The following is an 18,413-nucleotide window of genomic DNA, read 5'->3' as shown; positions in this document are numbered from 1 at the left end:
GACGGTGTTCGTCGCCTTCCTGGGCGGGGGATCATCTGGTGGGAGCCGGGGTCCCGCCGGCCGCCGGGCCCGGTGACGTGTCACGAGAGCAGCAGGATCCGGTCCCACGCCGCCACGTCCCCGTCGGTGCCGCGCCGTCCGGGTCCGAGCAGGTGGCCGGGGGTGACCGTCAGCAGCGCCGCGGCACAGCCCGCCGCGCCCTCGTACATCCCGGCGGCGTCCACGCCGGTCCAGCGCGTGACCCTGCCGTCCTCGATGTCCGGGACCGAGTGCCGGAAGACGAAGGGGGCGTCCTCATCCGCCTCGTCCATCATGCGGAGGGCCATCCGCCGGGCTCCGGCCAGCAGGGCCGGGTCCCGGGCGGCCGTACCGACGCGATGCAGTGCCTGGACCAGCCCGGCGTGGCCGTGGCACACGGTCGGGCCGACGAGCCGCCGTTCCTCCTCGGCCCGCTCCATGACGGCCCGCAACGCCTCGACGGCGAGGCTTCGCCGGCCGGCGTCGTCCAGGGCCACGCCCGCCAGGTGCAGGGCGGCGGCCACTCCGGCCGTCCCCGTGCACCACGCCGCCGTGGACCGGGAACCGCCCTCGCCCGGCTCCTGCTCGGCGCCGGTCCGGGCGGGCCAGTACGGCCCGTGGGCGTCCCGGCGGGCCTGGGCGACCAGCCATTCGGCCATGACCTCGATCGCATCGGCCTGTCCGCGTACCGTGTGGCCGCGGGACAGGCTGAGGGAGAGCAGGGCCAGCGGCCCCGCGACGCCGTGCGCCACGCCGACCTCGAAGACGTCGTTCGCGCCCTCGGCCGGGAAGGGCGTCCCCTTCGACGCCGCCGTCCACCAGCCCGGTCGGGTCCGGCCGTTCACCTCGATCGGCTCGGTGAGCCGTACGAGACGCCGCAGCGTCGACCGGAGGGCCGGGACCGTGTCGGGGTGGGCGGCGGTTCCGTCGTCCACCGCGTCCAGCAGCAGCCGCCCGACTCCGGTGCAGCCGCTGATGAGGTCGTGTTCCCGCCCCGACACGCCGGCCGTGCCGGGGGCACCGGCGGAGGCGTTCAGCCGTTCCCGCAGCCTGCCCGCGACCGCGCCGAGCAGGTTCCGGCGCAACCCGGCATAGTCACCCTCGCGCGCACCGCAGGTCTGAACGGCCGACAGCACCGCGGCCGGTCCGAGCGCGAGCCCGGCCGAAGGCTCCGATGAGATCGCGTCCACCGCCCTCCGGAGGTGCGCGTGTGCCGTGGCGGCCCAGCGTGAGTCGCTCCAGGCGAGGGTTCCGTAGAACGACGCGACACCGGAGTGGCCGCGGGCGAGCCCCGTCGCCGCCCAGCCGCCGTGTGCGGGCGTGCGGTCCGCGGTCGATACCGCGGCGACGGCCACCGGGTCGGCGAGGCGCTCCGCGATGATCTGGATGAGTTCGGCCGCGCGCTGGGCGTCCGCGCCGCTCAGCGGTCCCGGTCCCGGATCCGGCGCCGGTCGCCCGGGTGCGGCGCTCATTCGCCGGCCCCCGGCTCCGGGCGCCGGCCCGGCCAGGACGACCGGAGTTCGGCCGATCGCCCGTCCAACGCCTCGGGGTCGCACTCGACGACCCCGGTGAACCGCTCCGGCCGGAACAGCTCCCCGATCATGTGGATGACGTCTTCGGCCGGCGTGGCGGCCAGAGACGCCGGCAGACGTTCGAGGCGGGCGGTGTCGTGGCCGCACCGGAGCATGTGCGAGATCCACGTCGCGAGGGACGCCTGAGAGTCGCAGGCACGGTACAGCTCGCCGACCGCGTACCGGCGCGCTTCGGCGATCTCGCCCGCGGCCGGCGGTCGCGTGACCGCCCGTTCCAGCAGTTCCCGGATGGCGTGGAGCGTCTCGGCGGTCGTCGCGGTTGCGGTGGCGGCCTGGATCTGGACGATGGGCCGTCCCAGGACCACGTCGACGGCGGTCGACACGTGATAGGCGAGTCCCCGGCGCTCTCGGACGGCGGTGGCCAAGGGTGCCGAGGGACGGCCGCCGACCAGGAGGTCGGCGAGCCGGCCGGCCGGCCCGCCGGGGTCCGTGAGGCCGACGCCCGCGGCGAGGAGGGCGATGTGGCTCTGTTCGGCGCCCGCGCGACCGGCGGCGATCTCGATGCCGGGCTCCGCGGGCGGCCGGCCGTCCGGGAGCGCCGTGTCCGGCCGGGATGACGGCGCCCAGGCCGCCAAGGCGGTCTCGGCCGCGGCGAGCATGCGGTCGGGCGGAAGATCACCGACCAGCACCAGGGTCGCCGACTGCGGCCGGATGACGGACCGGTGGTAACGCAGCACGTCATCGGCCGCGACCGTGCGGAGGTCGGTGGGTCTCGGCGGCGTGAGCAGCAGTGCCCGCTCGCCGAAGAACCGCTTGTTGAGGAGGGCCTGGCCGACTCGTCCGGGCAGGGTCTGCCCGGCCTCCGCCAGCGCGGCCACGCGGCCGCGCTCGGCGGCGACCCGCCCGTATCGATCGCCGTTCGGGTTCGCCACCGCCTCCGCCAGCACCCGGAGCAGCGTGGTCAGGCGGTCCGAGCGGGCGTGGCCCGAGAAGACGATCCACTCCCGTTCCCGGCGGGCCCGCAACGCACCTCCGCTGTCGCCGAAGGCCGTCTCCGTGGCCTGGGCGACCGGTCCACCGGCGCCACCGAGGACCGTACGGCAGAGGAGCTCGGCGCGCGCGGCGTCGGCGGGGCCGGCGATCTCGTTCGGGAGGTGAAGCCGGAGCTCGACCAGCGGAGCCGAGCGGTCCGGTACGGCCACGACGCGCAGGCCGCCGGGCAGCCTGCGGTCGACCGCCTCGCGCCAGAGGGGCACGTCGTGCCGCCCGCCGGGCCGAGGGGATTCCGGAGAGGGCGTTCCCCGACGTGTCGGCCCGTGGGTGAGCACCGCCCGTGGCGCGCGCCGCAGCGACTCGGCCGCGGCGGCGACCTGCTCGGCGCTCACCTCGCCGAACCTCCTCGGCAGCCGATCGAGGAGCGTTCCGTCGCCGAAGAGGATCTCCAGCCTGCCGACGGCCCGGGCCTGCGCCGCCACGGGATCGTGGTCGCGATGAACGCCCGCCGCCCGTACGGTGACCGCGCGGGCGAGCTCCGCGTCCGACGGACCGCGGGCCGCGAGGTCGAGCAGTTCCGCGTCGAGCGCGTCGATGATCCGGTCCGCCTCGACGGCCGGCTCGTGGACGGCCGTCAGGAGAAGGGTGTCGGGGTGACGGGCGTCGAGGGGCCCGAAGAAGCCGCAGCCGGAATCGAGCGCGTGGACCTGCATCCCCTGGTCGTCGAGCCGTCGCCGCAGCCGCGCGACCGGGCCCCCGGTGAGCAGGTCCTGGAGGACGACGTGGGCGAGGTAGCGCTCGAGGTGCCGGCCCGGATCCGGTGCCCGGTAACCGATCGCCACGGCCGGCGCCGCCGGAATCCGCGCCTCGTGGTGCGCCCGGATCGCGGCCTCCGGCGGCGGCTCGTCGAGCGGGTCGGCCGGGACCGCCTCCCGCGGTGGGAGATCCCCGAAGTGACGGTGGACGAGATCGGCGGCGTGGCCGGGGTCGAACCGTCCCGCCAGGGTCAGCACCGCGTTGCCCGGGGTGTAATAGGCGTCGAAGAAGTCCGAGGCCTCCTGGGGGGTGACCTTCTCCAGCTCCTCGAAACAGCCGTAGCCGTCATGGGCGTTGGGGAACGTCCGGTACAGGACGGCGGGGAGCAACGGCCAGGGGAATCCGCCGTAGGGCCGGTTGAGGACCCTCAGGCGGATCTCCTCCTTCACGACGTTCACCTGACCGCGGAGGACGGTCTCGGTGATGCGCGGTCCGCGCATCCGGTCCGCCTCCAGCCGCAGGACGAGATCCAGGGCCTCGGGTGGCACGTGCTGGTGATATTCCGTGTAATCCTGATGCGTCGAGCCGTCGGCCGTGCCCCCGGCCCGTTCGATCTCCCCGAAATGGGACGCGACCTCGGCATCCTCGCCGCGGTGGAACATCAGATGTTCGAAGAGGTGCGCGAAGCCGGCTCGCCCGGGCGGCTCGGTGCGGAAGCCGACGCCGTAGTGCACGCCGACGCCGAGCGTCGCCCGGCCGCGGTCGGGTCGCAGCAGCACGCGCAGGCCGTTCGCCAGCGTGATCCGCCTTGTGGTGGTCTCCCGCGCGGAGGCGTTCGAGTCCGTTGTCATCAGCCTTACCAGGTGAGGGCGGCGGCACCGTCGGAGTCGATGAGATCCGCGACGAGCGTCAGCGATCGGCGCAGGGACTCCTCGTGCCATCCCGCGAAGGCGGCGAAGTCGTACGCATGCGTGAGGATCCGGACGGCGGCTGCTCGTCCGACGGACGGCACCGGCGACCGCCCGTAGCCGGCGAAGAGCGCCCGGGCGAGGTCGCCGGGGGGTGGAGTGCCGGGCCGGACCGCCCGGAGCCCGACGCCCAGCTCCAGGATCTCGCCGAGCAGCCAGCCGAGGTCGAACGTCCACGGACCCGGCGTCACGTCCTCACCGGTGAAGAGGGCCCCGCGGCCCGGATCCGAACGATCGGGAACCAGGGCGCCGAGGCTCGGGCCGCCGTGCAGCAGCACCGGCGCGCCTTCCGTTCGCATGAGTCCTTCGCACCAGGTGGACACCCGGCACAGGCGATCCGCGCCGAGGACCTCGTCGATCAGCGTCCGCAGCCGCGCCGTACGCCCCACCTCGTCCTTCGCGGAGAGCCGCTCGGCGAGACGGGCGGGCCCGCGGGGCGGGCGCGCGGCGACGTCGGCCGGCACGGGCGACTCGTGGACGCGCCGGAGCGTCCGGCCGACGCTTCTCAGCAGCGGTGCGGCGCCGGTGCGCGCCGGGTCGTCACCCGTGAGGAGGGCACCCGCCAGCGACACCGGACCCGGCGCGTCATACCGAACACCGTCCTGGACGCGCTCGGGAAGGGCCGGCCGCACGGCGTCCCGGGGCAGCCGCGAGATCAGGTCGCGGACGCTCGCCGGGGGCGCCGGGAGGGGCGTGGCCATGGCCGGCCCCGGGCTCCGGATCCAGGCGAACCCCGCGTCTCCCAGGTCGAGGACGCAGGTACGCATGAGGTCGGTCCCGTAGGCGGCGATCACCGGGTACGGGTGGTCGTGCGTCTTCGATCTCATGACCGCGCCGCCTTCAGGATCGCCGCGCACTCGTCCCAGGCCACGTCGAGTCCTTCGGCGAGCGCGACCCCCGCGGTGTTGAGGACGACCTCGTCGACGCCGAGGTCCGTGTAGCGGTCGAGAGCACCGGCGATCGTCTCCGGCGAGCCGGTGATGAAGAGGTCGTGGTGGATGAGTGCGGCGCCCACGTCGAGGGGGCTCATGCCCTGGAGGTCGACCCCGGCGCGGCGGAGCATGTCCACGTAGTGCGGCCCCGCGACGTGCGCACGGGTCGCGACCTCGGCGAGCGCGCGCGGGTCGCGCGCGGCGGCGGCCGACGCGACCTGGACGACCGCGACGACGCGTGGTGCCTGTCGTCCCGCCTGTTCGGCGCCCTCCCGCAGGGCCGGGATGAGCTCCCCGCGCAGGTAGGCCGGCGGCGTCAGCCAAGTGATCGCGACGTCGGCGACCTGACCCGCCAGGCGCGCCATCGCCGGACGCAGGACTCCGAGTCCGAGTTCGACCGGCGGATGATCGAGGGGCGGCAGCCCGGTGTGGAGCTGGACGTACGTGCCGGGCAACCGGGACCGCCGCCCGTCGATCAGGGCGCGCAGCGCCGTCATGTACTCCCGCGTCGCGGTGAGCGGGCTCTCGTAGGGAGCGCCCCGGAGCGCCTCCACCAGGCGGGCCGCGCCCGGCCCGAAGCCGGCGACCACCGGCCGCCCGGTCAGAGCCGCGATCGAACGGATCTCGATCGCGGCCTTGTACGGATGCCGCAGTGGCATCAGCGACACGCTGGTCCCGACGGGCGGACGCAGCCCCCGCCCCGCCAGGTACGCGAACGCCTGGTGACTCTCCAGAAGGAGGGATTCCCCCATCCAGAGACGGTCGGCCCCGGCATCCCGCGTGAGGGCGGCGAACGGCGCGATCTGCTCCGGATGATGCGCCATGAATGGCAGGAGGATTCCGTATTTCACAGCAGACATCCCTTCAAAGCAATCCACCGGAGCTCCGATGGACCGGGCCGCGTGACCGGCACGCGGCCCGGCCGGGCGGAGATGAGGTCACCACTGCTTCGGGTGCGTCCGGCGGCTGCGCGTTCCTAGGCCTCGGAGGGCCCCACGCAGCAGTCGGTGCAGAAGACGTACCAGGTGGAGGGGGTGAACGAGTCGGCGGCGATCTCGGCGGCGGCCGCCCTCCCGAGTTCGTCGGCGTCGGTGTGCAGGTCGTAACCCGCGACCAGGTCCGTTGCGATCATGTAATCCTCCGTGCGGCTCGGATCAGTGGCCGTCCAGGATCCCCGCGGCCGTGAACGAGGGGAAGGGACAGCAGGGCCAGGTGACGAGGGTGAAGGTGTCGGCGGCCATCTCGGTGGCGGCCGCCGTTCCGAGTTCGTCGGCGTCGGTGTGCAGGTCGTAACCCGCGACCAGATCGGTTGCGGTCATGAGGTCCTCCGTGGAGGCGATGGCGGGTCGGTGCTCCGGCGGGCGGATGGTGCGGCATCGGCCCGCCCGCCGGAGCGAGGTGCGGGACCGGGCGATCCGATGGAGCGGGAGACCCTCTCCCGGCGTCACCCCGGTCCCGCACAAGGCGATTCACCGTCAGCAGCTGACGTCGATCGTGTAGGTGACCGAGACACAGATGATGGTGATCGCGGTGAACGTCGCCGGAGCTTCGGTGGCGGCCGCCGTACCGAGCTCGTTGGCGTCGGTGTGCAGGTCGTAACCTGCGACCAGGTCGGTCGGGCTCATGAGACACCTCCTTTCGCGGTGCTGGTTCCTTCATCCCGGCCGGGTCGGCCGGAAGCTCTTCGGGCGTGGCGGTCCGGTGCCGCCGACCGCCCTCGCCTCACCCGCCGACCGGGGTCTCGGCGCGCGAGGTCACCCGGGGGAAGGGAGGCGAGTCGAGGTTGCGCGCCGGAGTGAGCGGGTCGATGTTCGCCGCGCGCATGGCCGCCGCCACCGCGGCGGCCGGGTCGGCCGCGTCGGGCGAGGTCGCGTGCGCCAGCAGACCGGTGGCCACCACGCGGGCGCGGTGCTCGCCGAGGCTCAGCGAGGTGAAACCCCGCCGTGCGTCCGACGGCTCCCAGGCCATGGCCACGCCATCGCCGAGCGGCTCGGCGAAGAGGGAGGTGGTCGTCCCGACGCCGGCCGTACGGCCCGCCAGCCGGAGGAGATCCGTGATGACCGATTGAGCGGCGCCGGCGTCGAGGTAGAGGACCAGGCCGTCGCTGCGGGCGAACATCGGAGAGGTCGAGACGATCTTCGCGCGGTAGCGGACGTCCGCGCCTTCCAGCAGCTCCAGGGCTGCCGTCCACAGCGCGGGCACCATCGCCGGGCCGGTCACGTGGACGTAGATCCGGAGAATCGAGGCGCCGTGCCGGGGGCCGTTCGATCCGTCGGCGAGGAAGAATCCCGGTGACAGCGCGGGACGCGCGGCGGGCACCCGTAGCTCGATCGGCCGGCCGACCTGGAGAGGCTGCCCCGGCCGTACGGCCTCGCGTGCGCTCAGCACCCGGACGCCGTCCCGCTCGACGACGAGCCGTTCGCCATCGGCCCGGATCTCCCGAAGGATCGCCGGGGCCCTCGTCGTCCGATGCGGCATCCCCGAGAGAAGGCGTTCCTCCAGGAGGGGATCGCGGCGCGTGGTCGGGCGGTCGTCGATCGCCGCCGGGTTCCTGACGTGCCAGGCGAGGTAGAGGGCCTGGCCCAGGACCTCCAGGAACTCGGCCGCGTCGGCGGCGTGGATCTCCCGGCCGCAGACGGAGCCGCGGTGGCGGCCGGCGTCGATCTCGACCTCCGGCAGGACGCGCTCGACGCGGGGTGCCAGCAGCCCGGTCATGAAAGATCACCCAGCCCCAGGGTCGTCGCCGCGTCGGCGGCGTTGAGCAGCACCCGCCGGCCGATCCCGAAGGCGGCTCGGTCCACGGCCCGGATCCGGGGAGTGTGCTCCGCCAGGGAGAGGACCCGGTCCAGCAGATGCCAGCCGGCGAACGCGGCCGAGCGTTCGGCCAGGCCGGCGTCGATGGCGCCGCGTTCCGCCCGATGGCCCGACCAGAAGGCGGCGATCAGCGGCCGTCTTCTCTCGATCTCCCGGGCGCCCGCGCTGAGGATCTGCCGGTGGGTCAGCGGCGCGTCCGATCCACTGTCCGAACGGGCGCTCTCCGGGATGGCCGTGATGGCGCGGTACAGCCACTCGCCGGCGAAGCCTCCGATGTCCCGCGCGGGATCGGCGAGGCGGAACTCCTCCCAGTCCGTGAGGTACAGCTCCGACGCGGACAGCAGGAACTGGTCGAGCCGCAGGTCGCAATGGGTCGCGGTCCTCACGGCGGCCGTCTCCTTCTCGCGCATGCGCGTGAGGGCCGCGATCAGCTCGTCATCGCCCTGCAACAGCCGCCAGACCTCCAGGGCGGCGGCGCTGGACGCGGTGAACACCGCATCCGGAAGGGCGTGCAACCACGGCACCGGAGGAAGGTCGGGCGGGGAGTCGTCGAGGTCCTCCGGATCGGACCAGGCGCTGTGCAGCCGGCCGACGACCCTCCCGGCGCGATGCGCCAGCGCGTCGTCGAACGCCTCGTCGGCCGCCAGGTCGTTGCCGGTCCTGGCGTCGGGGATGAGCTCGAACACCACCAGGCGCGCGGCTTCGTCCCAGCCGAGGCACCGCGGTGCCGGGAGGCCGGGATTCCCCCGTTCGAAGGCGATGAGGCGATGGAGCCGGCGCGCCGCGCTCTCCGCCTGCCCGTCGATCCGCTTGACGAAGACCTGCTCTCCCGAGGTGGTGCGCCCGCTCCAGTTGTCGTTGCGCCCGGGGAAGGCGCGAGCGTTCTCGGGCGTCAACCGGCCGAGACCGAGCCGGCCGAGCACCTCGTTCACCTCTGGCAGCCGGCCGGTGTCGATCGCGCGATCGGGTGTCCGCGCCGTGCCGGCGGCGCCTGGGGCCGCCGTTCCCGGCTCGGGACGCTCCGCACGCGGCTCAGGGGACGGCTGCGCGAGGGGCTCGACGGACGTCTCACCGTTGCGAACGGCGTTACCGGCCAAGAGAGGCTTCATACGGGCATCGCTCCAGCGGTTGGTTACGGGGACGACCCTGACAAGCCGCTGTTGTGACGGTGATGGGAAAACGTTGAATCGGCTGCTCGGCGGTGTCTTGGAGGCGTTGATCGCCCTTTCCCGGCCGGGATCCGTTCCCGTAAGAGGCGGCCGGAGAGAGCCGGCCGAGTTCTACCTTCGTGGGATGGCCTCGCCAGGGCGTCAATGGTTGTCTGTCAGTCGGTGGTGCCATCGGGGGCGCTCTCGATATCTCACCCGATTGAATGCCTTTTCGTCGGCCGGCCTCATCAGCGGATCGCCGACGAGACGTGACCGGCGGGGAGCGGAATGCCGATCGAACTCGGGATACTGGGGGAGACGTATGTCAGCGCGGGTGCTCAGCCGATCGACGTCGGCCATTCGCGGCAGCGAAGTGTGCTGGCCGCTCTGCTGGTCGACGTCAACCATCCCGTTTCGCCGGCTCGACTCGCGCAGCGTGTCTGGGGTGAGGACCCGCCGGAGCGGGCCACGGGAACATTGCGCAGCTACCTCTCCCGGCTGCGTATCGCTCTGTCGACCACCGTCGGCGCCGATATCGAACGCACTTCCGCCGGATATGTCCTCAAAGTCAATGAGGAAGCGGTCGATCTGCACCGATTCCGCGCCCTGACGGCGCGGGCCCGGGCCAGCGGCGACGTCGCCGAAGCGGGCCGGTTGCACGGTCTCGCCCTGGCGCAGTGGCGTGGCGAACCCTTCGCCGACGTCGACTCCCCGTGGTTGACGGAGATGCGGCACGCCCTCCAGGCCGAACGGCTGGCGACGCACCTGGACTACTACGAGATCTGTCTACGGCTGGGCCGGCACGCCGCGCTGATTCCCGAGATGCTGACGCTGGCGGCGGGGCATCCGCTGAATGAGCGCCTGGCCGGGCTGATCCTCCTCGCCCTTTACCGGAGCGGACGGCAAGCCGAGGCGCTCGAAGAGTACGAGCGAATCCGGCTCCGGCTCGCCGAAGAACTCGGCGTCGACCCCAGCGCCGCACTCCAGCGCATGCATCGGCAGATCCTGACCAACGATCCCGGCCTCGACCCACCGGCATCGCCGGTCTCCGGCGCCACGCGCGTCCCGCGCCAGTTGCCCGCGCCGCCGTCGCCGTTCATCGGCCGAACCGACGAGCTCGCCGCGCTCGATCGCGCACTGGGCGGCCGGAGCGGACCGGGCCGGACGGTCCTCGTCTCGGCGATCGGCGGCGGCGCGGGCGTCGGTAAGACCTGGCTGGCCCTCCACTGGGCGCACCGGAACATGGACCGCTTCCCCGATGGACAGTTGTACGTCGACATGCGCGGGTTCGATCCATCCGAACCGCCGATGACGCCGGAGACGGCGGTGCGCACCTTCCTCGACGCCCTCGGCACGGAGACCACGGCGGTTCCGGAGAGCCTGGACGCGCAGGCCGCGCTGTACCGCACGCTCATCGCGGACAAGCGCATGCTCCTCATCGTGGACAACGTCCGGGACACCGCTCAGGTGGCGCCGCTGCTGCCGGGCAGCCCCTCGTCCGTCGTGATCGTGACCAGCCGGAACCAACTCGCCGGACTGGTCACCGCACACGGTGCCCGGCCGATGACCCTGGACGTCCTGCCCCATGACGCGGCGAGCCGGTTGTTCGACAGCCGGCTGGGTCCACACCGGACTCAGGCGGAGCCGGGTGCCGTCGCCGACCTGCTCGCCTACTGCGGGGGACTGCCCCTGGCGCTGAGCATCGTCGCCGCCCGCGCGAGCATGCGCCCCGATCTCCCCCTGGCACTGCTCGCCGGGAAGATGCGCGCCGGCTTGGCGGGCCTTGACGCGCTGGACGCCGGGGAGGTGACCGCGGACCTCAGAGCCGTCTTCTCAGGGTCCTATCGCACGCTCACTCCTGAAGCGGCCCGGTTGTTCCGGCTGCTGAGCCTCCATCCCGGGCGGGACATCGCCCACCCGGCGGCGGCCGCCCTGGCCGGCCTTCCGCAGGACCGGGCACGGGCGCTGCTCGCCGAACTGTTCCGGGCTCATCTGATCACCGAGCGCGCTCCCGGCCGATTCGCCATGCACGACCTGCTGCGCGTCTACGCCGCGGAACAGGCCCGGACGTTCGACACGGAGGCCGAACGATCCGCCGCCTGCCACCGGGTGCTGGACCACTACCTGCACTCGGCGGACGCCGCCGAGTCCTGACCGGCCGGCCACGGCGGAGCACACCGGAGGTGACCTTCCACCTTCGTGGAATATCGCACCGCGTCCGCATGCACTAAGTTCGTCGTCACCAGCGGGAGTTCTTGTGGCATGAGAGACTCCGATGCGGCCCTTTCATCATGTGGAAGCGAGGCTCGGGGGGCTGATGCGTCGCCTTGGAACTGCATCTGCACTGGAACCGGTGGATTACCGTAATACCTTCGCCGTTCTCGAAGACATCGCCGATTCGGTCGGGGGTGAATACTTCTTCGACCAATTCCGGGAGTCGCTGGCGTCACGTCTGGGCTGGACCGACTCTTTGATCGTCGACATTCCCGCGACCATGGGCGGCTTCCCCGGGCGGGACGTCGCCATCGATCATTTTCACAGTAACCGCTCCACCCCTTTCCTGGAGGAGTATCTCGACCGCTGGTACATGCAGAACCCTTTCAAGACGCGCCGGGCCGACCACTTGCTCGATCGTGCGGGCCATGTCTCCCTCCGAGACGTACGGGCCGGCTCGACGATGCGCGAGTGGACCTTCGTCGGGCACTACCTGCGCCGGCACCGGATCGCGGATCTCCTGAACGGCCGTATGGTCGGCAAGACGGGCGGGGCGGCGCTCGTGTGCGTCTACTTCGATGACGAGAGCGCGCTTCGCGAACATGACCGGGCCTTGATGGGGCACCTGCGGCGTTATCTCGGGCCCTGGCTGGACGAGCATTTCTCCCGCTCGCGCGACCCCTCCCCGGTGCCGACGGGTCTTTCGGAGCGTGAAGAGCAGGTGGCGGCGCTGGTGGCCGACGGGCTGAGCAATGTCCAGATCGCCAGGCGGCTGCACATCACGGTCGACACCGTGAAGAAGCATCTGACCCATGCGATGGCGAAGACCGGCTGCACGAACCGGACGCAGCTCGCCCTGATGCTTCTGGGCCACACGAGCATGAGCGGCTAGCGCACCGCGTCGCCGCGGGGCCGCCGGGAAGGCCTGCGGCCGCATAAGGCTCGGCTGAGGGGGTGTGACTCGGAAATAAGGCCGATGTAAGGCCGATGTAAGGCTTCTTCCGGATGCCGGAAGGGCCTGCGGTACGTGATCCTCCGGGTATGTTCACGACATCGGCGGCAGGCCCGGTCCGGCTGGGCGATGCCGATCCGCTCCGGCCTGCCGATTACCGTCGCCTCTTCGCGGTTCTGGACGACGTGATAGAGGCCGGCGACATTCACGTCTTCCGGCGGACTCTGCTCGTCTCGCTGGCACGGCACTTCGGCTGGACCACGGCGACGATTCGCCCCGCCTCGGCCGAGAAGCCCTCGCCGCCGCCGGTTTCCGCTGCTCGTGGTGCGGATGGCGTGATCGCCGTCCGCATCGACGCGGGGACCGCGGGCGCCGAGTATCTCGTGGTGGCCTTCGAAGAAGGCACCGCGGGAGATCTGGAGCGGGCCATCCTGAATAAACTGGCACGTCAGCTGGCGCCGTTGCTCCAACGGCACCTCACCCGCTGCCGGCATGGGGAGAATCGCGCATCGCTCACCAAGCGAGAGGTGCAGATCTCCGATCTCGTCGCCGGAGGCCTCAGTAACGGCGAGATCGCCCGCGAACTGCACGTCAGTATCGATACGGTGAAGAAGCATTTGACACACATATTCGCCAAGACCGGGTGCGCCAGTCGCACCCAACTGGCTCTGTTCCGGAGCGGTGGAAGAGAAGGCAAGGGCAACGTCACATGACCGGCGACGAGAGCACCGGGACGCTTCTCGAGCAGCGTGAGGAGCTCACCCGGGCGGAGCGTGTTCTCGGCCCCGACCATCCGCACACGCTCGCCTGCCGCGATCGACTGGCCTCGTCGTACTACGACGCCGGTCGCTTCGAGGAGGCGCTCCCGCTCTACGAGCGGCTCGTCGCCGACCGCGAGCGGACGCTGGGCCCAGGTGCCTTCGACACCGCGCTGGCGCGCAATCAACTCGCGGTGACACACGAAGCGCTCGGGAACCTGGACGAGGCCGTGAGCCTGCTCGAACAGGTGGTCCTCGCCATCGTGCAGATCTACCCGGCGGACGGCCCGAGCGCCCTGCGGACCATGGGAAATCTCGCCGTCGCCTATCGCCGGGCCGGTCGCCCCGTGGACTCCGCCGACCTGCTCGAGCAGATGGTCACCGCGCAGGCGCACAAGCTCGGCCCCGATCACCCGGACACGCTGGAATCCCGCCACGAACTGGCGCGCGCGTACGCCGACGCGGATCGCCTCGCCGATGCCGTCGGGCAGTACGAACGTCTGATCGCCGATCGGGCACGCCTCCTCGGTGCGGACCATCCGGACACCGTGGAGGCCCGCGCGGAGCTCATTCCCGCTCTCGAGGACACCGGCCGAGCCGCCGAGGCGGTCGAGCAACACCGGCAGATCCTGGCGAGCCTCGTGCGGACGGCGGGCTCCGAGCACCCGGACACCCTCACGGCGCGCAACGCCCTCGCCGTCTCGCTCGACGACGCCGAGCACTTCGAGGAGGCGGGCCTGCTGTACGAGCACAACCTCGCCACCGCCGAGCGCGTCCTCGACCCCGGGGACCCCGAGCTCATCGTCTTCCGGCGCAACGTCGCGGTGACGTACAACGCGCTCGGCCGGTTCGATGAGTCGGCGCCTCTGCTGGAGCAGGTGCTCGCCGGCCGCGAACGCCTCTTCGGACCGGACCACCCCGACACTCTGGAGTCGCGCTGCGAACTCGCCCAGAGCCACGACGGGGGCGGGCGGCGCGGCGAGGCCCTCACCGAGTACGCGCGGATCCTCGCCGACTGCGAGCGCGCCCTCGGCCCGGACCACCGGCTGACCCGCAGGCTGGCGGCGAACCTCACCGATCCTCCGGCGGCGTGGCGGAACCCCGCGCCGCTCACCGTCCACCGGCTGTGGCTGGTCTCGCTGAGCGCGATCATGATCGAGCGATCGCAGTGCACGACGCACGCCTCGCTCTATCCGTACTCCTGGCTCAACCGGGCCGGCGCCCGGGACGTGCTCGCCGATAGCTGGGACGTGGCCTCGGAACAGGACCTGCTGGAGACCCTGAAGTGGCTGGCCGACGGAGGTCACCGCATGTCGCTCGCCGAGGACCTCGGGCACCCTCCGCTCGCCTGGGACGTCGCGAGGTACGTCAACAACGTGCGCTACGGCTTCGCGGCCGGCTTCCTCGACGAGGCGACCGCGTGGCGGCTTCTGCACGGGATCGCCGCGCAGACCGTGCGGTTCTATCCGTCCTGGGCCGCCTTCGCCGACGACTTCCTCGCCGGCCGGGCGCGGTGGATCGAGGGCCTGCGCGGCACACCCGACGAGACCTGGCCGACGTCGCATCGCAGGACGGTCGAGGCGGCCCGGCGGCTCCTCGACCCGGCCAATTCCCGTAGCCCGTGGAACGCCGTCGCCTGGTCCGCCATCGAACACCCTGACCGGCCCGGTCCGCCGGTGGTATAGAACAGCGGCGATCAATCGAATCACGGGAAGACAGGCGCACGTGGGACTGCCGGAGCAGCTGAAGATCCTCCTCGGCGACGAGCCGGTGCTCGACCTGTACGCGTACGGCCGGCCCTGGCGGGTGCCGGACGGCACGTTCGAGGAGATCGCCGCCAGGGCCGAGACGCTCATGGCCGACGAACGGGCCGGCGGCCGGCCGGACCTGGTGCTCGACGAGATGTCGAGCATCCTCCAGTACCTGCTCGGCGTCGGCGCGATCCGCGCCGGGAACCGCGCCGACCTGGAGGCGGAGATCTTCGGGCGGTGGCTGGATCGCACGCCGGCCCGCAAGTCGGACATCTGGGGCGCGTCGGTCACGACGTGGCGTCCGCCGTACCAGTGGGATCTGCGGGACGGTGAGTGGTTCATCCAGAACCACGCGACCGCCCGCGAGCTGGCCCGCGACTGCGTGGCCGCGTTCGCGGGCCTCGAACCGGCCGAGTCGCGGCGGCAGGCGCTGCTCCGCCTGTACGAGACGGCGCCGTACGACCCGGCCGTCCCGCCCGAGGACCGGCGTGAGCAGTGGGCGGCGGCCGCGGACGAGGAGATCCTCGGCGCTCTGCCGGAGCTGGCGGGCCCGCTGGACCACCTCCGCTGGGTCTGTGAGGGGCTCCTGCCCACCCACGACCATCTCCGTGACGTCGTGCCGCTGCCCGGACCGCCCGGCTACGGCATCGCCGGCCTGCTGCGGGCGATCGGTCGGGAGTCGGTGCCCGCCGAGGTGGCCGTCGTGCTCGGCGCCCGTACGGCGGAGGTGACCGAGGCGCTCGCGGAGGCCGACCCGCAGGACTGGTCCGGCCGGATCCGCACCTGGCTGGCCCAGGGGCTGGCCGCCGGGCAGGCCGACGTGTGCCGCGCCTGGCTGGACATGGCGGTCCGGTTCGTGTGCGCGGTGCACGGCCTTCCCGGCGAACCGGCCGACCCGGATGAGTACGGCGTTCCCGTCGGCGGCTTCACCTATGACCAGATCCGGCTCTTCCAGCCGCGGCGCGTCGTCGCCAATCCGCTCGCCGCCCGCTTCGGCGCCGGCGGCGCCGCCGAATCCGCGAAGGCGAGCGCCGAGACCGCCGACTACGGATCCGCGCTGATCGGACAGCCGGACGTCGTCGCGATGCTGCGGGCGATGGGCGCGGCGCGTTCCGGCCCGGTGCGGCTGCTCATCGCGGGACCGGACGGCACCGGAAAGCACGACGCCGCCCAGGAAGTGGAGCGGATCATGCGTGGCCGCGGGCTGCCCGGCGGCCCCCTCTGGATGTCGGACGCCATCTACTCGGGGCAGAACGACGCGGTGGCCGCCTTCCACGTCGCCGTACGCGACTCCTGCGGCGAACGCCTCGTCATCATCGACAACCTCGACGTTCTGGCCGGCGATCCGCAGAACGGCGGCGCCGTGATGGAGGAACTGCACCGGCTGCTCGACGTCTACGACGACCTGCACGTCGTGGCGCTGACCGAGGCGCGCGGCGACGAGCGGCTGCGGGAGGTCAACCCGGGCCTGCTCCAGCGGTTCCAGATCGTCCGCACCCGGCCGTTCACCGCCGAGGGGTACGCCGAGCTCTTCCGCCGGGCGGTGGAGCAGCGCGGCGGCACCACCGAACCCGACGCCGCGACCGCGGCCGGCGCGCTCCTCGCCCGTACGCCGCCGGTCCGCAACCTGCGCAACGCCCGGCTGGCGCACAGTCTCGCGGAGACCCTGATCGAGCAGGTCCGGTCCCGTACGACGCCGGGAACCCGTCCGGCCGTGACCCTCGCGGACGTTCCCGCCGCCTTCGTCGCCGACGGCGTCCACACGGACCCGCTCGCCGAGCTCCGCGCCCTCGTCGGGCTCGGCGAGGTCAAGCAGGAGATCGAGCTGTGGCTGGCCCAGGCGGAGGCGGCGCGCAAGCGCCGTGAGGCGGGACTGCGCGCCGTGGTCCCCGCCCGGCACATGGTGTTCACCGGCAACCCGGGAACCGGAAAGACCCACGTGGCACGGCTGCTCGCGGGCATCTACAAGCGGTCCGGCCTGCTGACGTCGGGCCATCTGGTGGAGGCGACCCGCTCGGACCTGGTGGGGCAGTACGTCGGCCAGACCGCGGTCAAGACCCGGCGCCTGGCGGAGCAGGCGCTCGGCGGCGTCCTGTTCATCGACGAGGCGTACTCCCTGGCCCGGTCGGACAGCCCCGACGACTACGGCCCCGAGGCGATCACGGAGCTGCTCAAGTTCATGGACGACCACCGCGACGATCTCGCCGTGGTCGTCGCCGGGTACGAGGCGGAGATGTTCGACTTCCTGTCCGCCAACCCCGGTCTGGCCTCCCGCTTTCCCACGACGGTGCGCTTCCCGGACTACGGCGACGACGAGCTGATCGAGATCCTGGAGCTGCGGGCGGCCGAGGCGGGCCTGCGGCTCGGCGAGGGCGTCGCGGACAAGGTCCGCGGGCTCATCCGCCGGCAGCCGCGGGGACGCTCGTTCGGGAACGCCCGGCTCATGCGCAACCTCCTCGAACGCGCGTCCGCCCTGCAGTCCCGCCGCCTGGTCGACGCGGCGGACGCGGACCCCGCCGAACTCCGCGCCGAGGACATCCCCGGCACGCTGAGCGGCCGCGTCCGCACCAGGCGGTCCGCCGACCCGATCGCCGAACTCGACGCGATGATCGGTCTCACGGACGTCAAGCGGGAGGTACGGCGGCTGGTGGCCGAGGCGCGGAGCGAGAGCCTGCGCCGGGAGGCCGGCCTGCCGGTGAGCGCGCCCGCCCGGCACCTGGTGTTCTCCGGCAATCCCGGCACCGCCAAGACGTCGGTGGCGCGCGTACTCGCCGGTGTCTACGCCGATCTCGGTCTGCTGTCGTCCGGCCACCTCGTCGAGGTCTCGCGCGCCGATCTCGTCGCCCGGTACATCGGCCAGACGGCCGCGCAGGTGACCGGCGTGGTCGAGCGTGCGCTCGGCGCGGTGCTGTTCATCGACGAGGCGTACACGCTCACCCCGCGTCAGTCGCCCTGGGACTACGGCCATGAGGCGGTCGCCACGCTGGTGAAGCTGATGGAGGACCACCGCGCCGACCTCGTGGTGATCGTCGCCGGCTACGGCGGGGAGATGGACGTGTTCCTGAACGACAACCCGGGTCTCGCGTCGCGCTTCCCGAAACGGCTGGAGTTCCCGGACTACTCGGACGAGGAGCTCGTGGCGATCTTCGCGTCCATGGCGGAGAAGGAGGGCTTCGCCCTCGCACCGGACGTTCGCGACGCGGTCGGCGCACGCCTCCGCCGTACGGAGCGCGGCCCGTCGTTCGGCAACGGCCGAATGATCCGGAACCTGCTCGAAGCGACGATCGGCCGGCAGGCCGAGCGCATCACCACGGACCCGGGCGCGACGGACCTGAGCGCCACCGACATCGGCGTCCTGCGCGTCGAGGACCTGCCGGAAGAAGACGCGCCCGAGACGGCCGAGGGGCGGCCCGGCCTGTACCTGTGACCTCACTCGGCGGGGTCGTCCCGCTCCGGCGCCGCACGGAAAAAGCGGGGAGAGCTCTCCCCGCCACTCTCAACGTATAGCGCACCGGGGGGCTTGCGGCAAGACCCCGGTCGTGCCTCAGGATTGGCGGCCGAAGCCGGAACCCGCGGA

14 protein-coding genes are annotated in these 18,413 nt (G+C 72.3%); 5 read left to right on the top strand and 9 right to left on the bottom strand.

The window, feature by feature from the left end:
- Window positions 1–80: 80 nt before the first annotated feature.
- From NDW01_RS24865 to lxmK, 9 genes are all read right to left on the bottom strand, one after another.
- On the bottom strand, window positions 81–1,490 hold the full coding sequence (locus tag NDW01_RS24865; RefSeq protein WP_252824100.1) for a lanthionine synthetase C family protein: 1,410 nt from the start codon (window positions 1,488–1,490) through the stop codon (window positions 81–83).
- Entirely contained in the window at window positions 1,487–4,150 is a 2,664-nt protein-coding gene (locus NDW01_RS24860; protein WP_252824097.1) for a M16 family metallopeptidase, read from the bottom strand. The genes NDW01_RS24865 and NDW01_RS24860 overlap by 4 nt, the downstream gene beginning before the upstream one ends.
- Before the next feature lie 5 nt (window positions 4,151–4,155).
- A complete protein-coding gene (locus NDW01_RS24855) occupies window positions 4,156–5,094 on the bottom strand; it encodes a phosphotransferase (RefSeq protein WP_252824086.1) in 939 nt (312 codons plus the stop codon).
- Window positions 5,091–6,023 carry an LLM class flavin-dependent oxidoreductase gene (locus NDW01_RS24850; protein ID WP_252824084.1) on the bottom strand — a complete coding sequence of 311 codons (933 nt, stop codon included), beginning with the start codon at window positions 6,021–6,023 and terminating at the stop codon, window positions 5,091–5,093. Before NDW01_RS24850 ends, NDW01_RS24855 begins: the two co-directional genes overlap by 4 nt.
- 152 nt (window positions 6,024–6,175) lie before the next feature.
- Window positions 6,176–6,331, bottom strand: a complete 156-nt coding sequence (locus NDW01_RS24845) for an LxmA leader domain family RiPP (RefSeq protein ID WP_252824082.1) — start codon at window positions 6,329–6,331, stop codon at window positions 6,176–6,178.
- Between the two features lie 22 nt (window positions 6,332–6,353).
- Window positions 6,354–6,518: an LxmA leader domain family RiPP gene (locus NDW01_RS24840; protein ID WP_252784465.1), complete on the bottom strand. Its 165-nt coding sequence runs from the start codon at window positions 6,516–6,518 to the stop codon at window positions 6,354–6,356.
- 156 nt (window positions 6,519–6,674) lie between these two features.
- On the bottom strand, window positions 6,675–6,824 hold the full coding sequence (locus NDW01_RS24835) for an LxmA leader domain family RiPP (protein WP_252824079.1): 150 nt from the start codon (window positions 6,822–6,824) through the stop codon (window positions 6,675–6,677).
- A 97-nt stretch (window positions 6,825–6,921) separates the two neighbouring features.
- The gene (locus NDW01_RS24830) at window positions 6,922–7,914 is read right to left on the bottom strand and encodes a T3SS effector HopA1 family protein (protein ID WP_252824066.1); all 993 of its coding nucleotides are present in this window, start codon (window positions 7,912–7,914) and stop codon (window positions 6,922–6,924) included.
- Window positions 7,911–9,122, bottom strand: a complete 1,212-nt coding sequence (gene lxmK / locus NDW01_RS24825) for a class V lanthionine synthetase subunit LxmK (protein WP_252824064.1) — start codon at window positions 9,120–9,122, stop codon at window positions 7,911–7,913. Before lxmK ends, NDW01_RS24830 begins: the two co-directional genes overlap by 4 nt.
- Window positions 9,123–9,449: 327 nt before the next feature.
- On the opposite strand from lxmK, the gene NDW01_RS24820 reads away from it, so the two are divergent.
- The 5 genes from NDW01_RS24820 (at window position 9,450) to NDW01_RS24800 (ending at window position 18,263) form a co-directional block, all read left to right on the top strand.
- Window positions 9,450–11,315, top strand: a complete 1,866-nt coding sequence (locus NDW01_RS24820) for an AfsR/SARP family transcriptional regulator (RefSeq protein WP_252824062.1) — start codon at window positions 9,450–9,452, stop codon at window positions 11,313–11,315.
- Between the two features lie 199 nt (window positions 11,316–11,514).
- On the top strand, window positions 11,515–12,267 hold the full coding sequence (locus tag NDW01_RS43940) for a helix-turn-helix transcriptional regulator (protein ID WP_252824059.1): 753 nt from the start codon (window positions 11,515–11,517) through the stop codon (window positions 12,265–12,267).
- Window positions 12,268–12,416: 149 nt separating this feature from the next.
- Window positions 12,417–13,040: a helix-turn-helix transcriptional regulator gene (locus tag NDW01_RS24810; RefSeq protein ID WP_252824057.1), complete on the top strand. Its 624-nt coding sequence runs from the start codon at window positions 12,417–12,419 to the stop codon at window positions 13,038–13,040.
- Complete coding sequence (locus NDW01_RS24805) at window positions 13,037–14,770, top strand: tetratricopeptide repeat protein (protein WP_252824053.1); 1,734 nt, start codon at window positions 13,037–13,039, stop codon at window positions 14,768–14,770. The genes NDW01_RS24810 and NDW01_RS24805 overlap by 4 nt, the downstream gene beginning before the upstream one ends.
- A 40-nt stretch (window positions 14,771–14,810) precedes the next feature.
- Entirely contained in the window at window positions 14,811–18,263 is a 3,453-nt protein-coding gene (locus tag NDW01_RS24800; RefSeq protein ID WP_252824049.1) for an AAA family ATPase, read from the top strand.
- Window positions 18,264–18,413: the final 150 nt, after the last annotated feature.

The sequence above is a fragment of the Actinoallomurus soli genome, from assembly GCF_024055715.1.
In the GTDB taxonomy this organism is placed as follows: Bacteria; Actinomycetota; Actinomycetes; order Streptosporangiales; family Streptosporangiaceae; genus Actinoallomurus; species Actinoallomurus soli.
The sequence above is the reverse complement of the archived record's forward strand: the minus strand, read 5'-3'. Positions and strand labels throughout refer to the sequence as shown.